Below are 4,218 nucleotides of genomic sequence, written 5' to 3'. Positions count from 1 at the left end.
CGCTGTCGAGCTTCGACCCGCTGCCGCTGCTGCAGCGCCTGCACCGACTGCACCCGGACCTGCGCTTCGAACTCAGCGCGCTGAGCTCCGAGCAGATCCTCGAACAGCTGTCGAGCAACAGCCTGGACCTGGGCGTGTCGTATCTGGAGCGCCTCGACACCGAACGTTTCGAGACCCTGCCGCTGGGCGACACACGCATGGGCCTGCTGTTTGACCCGCGCCACTTCGACTTCGGCGAACCACCGTTGAGCTGGCAGGCACTGAGTGAGCTGCCACTGGGCCTGCTGACCAGCGGTATGCACTTTCGCCAGTCCATCGATCACAACTTCCATAGCCGCAGCCTGACCCCGCAGTTGCTGCTACAGACCGACGCCGTTCATCAGTTGGTGCAGGCCGTGCATGGCGGCCTGTGCTGCGCGGTGATGCCGCTGGCGGCAGGGTTGGAAGCCCTCACCGGGCACCTGCGCCTGCAACCGATCGAACACGCCAGCACGCTCGCGCCACTGGGCCTGATCATGCGCCGCAGTGCACCGCGCTCGGCGCTGGCCGAAGCCTGCATCGCCGAATACCGCCAGGCGCTGGGCGAAGCGTGATCGACGCCATCTATCACGGCATCAGCATTAGCGATTAGACGATACCCGAGCATGGGCCTAGGCTTAAGGCTGACCTGCCTGCCGGTATCTTCCAATGACCTTAAAACACCCGGCCTGCGTGGCGTCCACGCCCCTGGCCGCGCCTGCCGCGAGCATCCGCTACGACTACAGCCAGCTTGGCGAACACAGCCAGGCCAGTGCGGACCTTGCCGAAGAAGTCGCGCTGGCGATCGCCTATAACGGCATCAGCCAGGCCGTCATGCTGGTCAGCCCGACCGACCTGGACGACTTCATCGTCGGCTTCAGTATCGGCAGCGGCATCATTGCCTCGCCCAACGAAATCTACGACGTCAGCTTCAGTGGCAGCGGCTCGGCCATCCATGCCGATGTGCAGATCGCCAACCGCGCGTTCTGGAACCTCAAGACCCAGCGCCGCCAGCTTGCCGGCACCAGCGGCTGCGGCCTGTGTGGCGTGGAGGCGGTGGAACAGGCACTGCCAGAGCTCCAGGTACTGCCCGGCGCGCCACTGCCGCCGCCGCAGTGGCTGGACGGCCTGCGCCAGCGCATCAGCGCCTTCCAGCCGCTGGGCCAGCACTGCGGCGCGGTCCACGCGGCGCTGTACATGAACGCCCGCGGCGAGCTGCTGCTGGGCCGTGAAGACATCGGCCGGCACAACGCCCTCGACAAGCTGATCGGCGCACTGCTGCGCCAGGACATCGCCCTGGCCGGCGGCCTGGCCATCGTCACCAGCCGCTGCAGCCTCGAACTGATCCAGAAAGTGCTGCGCGCCGGCATCCAGACCCTGGTGAGCCTGTCCTCACCCACCGGCCTGGCGCTGCAATGGGCGCGCCGGCACCGCCTCAACCTAATCCACCTGCCGCATCACAGTGCGCCGAGGGTGTACAGCCCCGCGCAGGAGAATTGCCCGTGAGCCTGCATCATCAAGCCGACCAGAAGCCCGTCCCCCGCTACAAGCCCTACCACGGTGCCGCCGGCGGCTGGGGTGCACTGCGCAGCGTGGCGCAGGCCTGGATAGGCAGCGACAACGCGCTGAAGAACATCCGCGCCCTGCTCAAGACCAACCAGAACGGCGGTTTCGACTGCCCGGGCTGCGCCTGGGGCGACTCGCCGGAAAGCGGCATGGTCAAGTTCTGCGAGAACGGCGCCAAGGCGGTCAACTGGGAAGCCACCAAGCGCCGTGTCGACGCGGCCTTCTTTGCGCGCCACAGCGTGACCTCGCTGCTGGGCCAGAGCGACTACTGGCTGGAGTACCAGGGCCGGCTCACCGAGCCTATGGTCTACGACCCGGCCAGCGACCGCTACCAGCCGATCAGTTGGGACAACGCGTTCGCCCTGATCGCGCGCCACCTCAACGGCCTGACCAGCCCCGACCAGGCCGAGTTCTATACCTCGGGCCGGGCCAGCAACGAGGCCGCCTACCTTTACCAGCTGTTCGTGCGCGCCTACGGCACCAACAATTTCCCGGACTGCTCGAACATGTGTCACGAGGCCAGCGGCGTGGCCCTGGGGCAGAGCGTCGGGGTGGGCAAGGGTACGGTGACCTTCGACGACTTCGAGCATGCCGATGCCATTTTCGTCTGGGGCCAGAACCCCGGCACCAACCACCCGCGCATGCTCGAACCGCTGCGTGAGGCGGTCAAGCGCGGTGCCCAGGTGGTCTGCGTCAACCCGCTCAAGGAGCGCGGCCTGGAACGTTTCCAGCACCCGCAGCACCCGATCGAGATGCTCACCAACGGTGATCGCCCGACCAACACCGCCTACTTTCGCCCGGCCCTGGGTGGCGACATGGCACTGCTGCGCGGCATGGCCAAGTTCCTCCTGCAATGGGAGCGCGAGGCCCAGGCCAGCGGTGCACCAGCGCTGTTCGACCACGCGTTCATCGCCGCGCACACAGCGGCCGTCGAGGCGTACCTGGAAGCGGTCGAGGCCAGCAGCTGGGACAAGATCGTCGAGCAGTCCGGGCTGAGCCTGGCCGACATCGAGCAGGCTGCGCGCATGTATGCACGGGCCGAGAAGGTCATCATGTGCTGGGCCATGGGCATCACCCAGCACCGTCATTCGGTGGCGACCATCCAGGAAATCGCCAACCTCATGCTGTTGCGCGGCAACCTTGGCGTGCCGGGGGCAGGATTGTGCCCGGTGCGCGGCCACAGCAACGTGCAGGGCGATCGCACCATGGGCATCAACGAGCGCCCGCCGGTGGCCCTGCTCGATGCACTGGAGCGCCGCTTCGGCTTTGCCGTACCGCGCCACAACGGCCACAACACGGTGGAAGCGATCCGCGCCATGCTCGATGGCCAGGCGCGGGTATTCATCGGCCTGGGCGGCAACTTTGCCCAGGCCACGCCGGACACCGAACGTACCGCACAGGCGCTGCGCAACTGCGAGCTGACGGTGCAGATCAGCACCAAGCTCAACCGCAGCCATCTGATCCATGGTCGCCAGGCCCTGATCCTGCCGTGCCTGGGGCGGACCGATATCGACCTGCAGGGCGAAGGCCCGCAGGCAGTGACGGTGGAAGACTCGTTCAGCATGGTGCACGCCTCCAACGGGCAGTTGAAGCCGCTGTCGCGCCAGATGCGCTCGGAGCCGGCGGTGATTGCCGGGATTGCGGCTGCCACGCTGGGCAGCGCGCCAGTGGACTGGAACTGGCTGATTGCCGATTACGCGCGGATTCGCGAACTGATTGCCGACACCATTCCAGGGTTTGCCGGGTTCAACCAGCGCCTGGAGCATCCGGGCGGGTTCTACCTGGGCAACAGTGCCGGGCAGCGCGAGTGGAAGACCGCCAGTGGCCGGGCCAACTTCAAGGCCAATGCGCTGCCAGACGACCTGCTGCATGAAAGCGTGCGCGCCAGCGGCCAGGTGCCGGACCTGATCATGCAGTCGATGCGCTCGCACGATCAGTACAACACCACCATTTATGGGTTGGATGATCGCTACCGTGGGGTCAAGGGGCAGCGCGACGTGTTGTTTGCCAATGAGGCGGACATCATCCGCCTGGGCTTCAACCCCGGTGACAAGGCTGACATCGTGTCGTTGTGGAGTGATGGTCGCGAGCGTCGGGTCAAGGGCTTTACCTTGTTGGCGTTTGATATTCCGGCGGGGCAGGCGGCGGCGTACTATCCCGAGGTGAATCCGCTGGTGCCGTTGGAAAGCGTGGGGGATGGCAGCCATACACCCACGTCGAAATTCGTGGCGATCAAACTGGAGGCGGCGAGCGCGAGTGCGCGAATCGTGTAGAGGGGGGGTGGCCCAAAAGCACATTCCCTCACCCAAAGAAAAGGCCCTGACATCGCTGCCAGGGCCTCATCCCAAGTAAGCTCAGACCGCCAAAAACCCATTAAGTTTCACTGCAAAAACAGTAACTTATAAAATTGTATACAGGTCGTGCTACTCGTCGGATTTCCATTGCCAGCGCCCAGGGCAGAGCCTCAGGATCGCCTCGTCATCCCTCTGAGGCTCTCCTATGAAGTACTCCTCGATTCTGTTGTTGTCCCTCGGCCTGCTCAGTGGCGCTGCCTCGGCAGGTGGTTCCACCGAAGCCGGCATTGGCGGCGCATTGGGTGGGGTATTGGGTGCGGTGGTTGGCCAGCAGATCGGC

At 65.4% G+C, this 4,218-nt stretch carries 3 protein-coding genes; all 3 read left to right on the top strand.

The window, feature by feature from the left end; genetic code table 11:
* A partial coding sequence (locus tag G3436_RS24290; protein ID WP_163950412.1) for a substrate-binding domain-containing protein occupies positions 1-593 on the top strand: 593 nt, incomplete at its 5' end.
* 94 nt (positions 594-687) lie between these two features.
* Entirely contained in the window at positions 688-1,524 is an 837-nt protein-coding gene (gene fdhD / locus G3436_RS24285) for a formate dehydrogenase accessory sulfurtransferase FdhD (RefSeq protein ID WP_163950408.1), read from the top strand.
* Positions 1,521-3,857, top strand: a complete 2,337-nt coding sequence (locus G3436_RS24280) for an FdhF/YdeP family oxidoreductase (protein ID WP_163950406.1) — start codon at positions 1,521-1,523, stop codon at positions 3,855-3,857. Before fdhD ends, G3436_RS24280 begins: the two co-directional genes overlap by 4 nt.
* Positions 3,858-4,218 lie beyond the last annotated feature (361 nt).

This window comes from Pseudomonas brassicae, from assembly GCF_010671725.1.
Taxonomy (GTDB): domain Bacteria; phylum Pseudomonadota; class Gammaproteobacteria; order Pseudomonadales; family Pseudomonadaceae; genus Aquipseudomonas; species Aquipseudomonas brassicae.
Note: the sequence above shows the minus strand (reverse complement) of the source record. Positions and strands in the feature narration are given on the sequence as shown.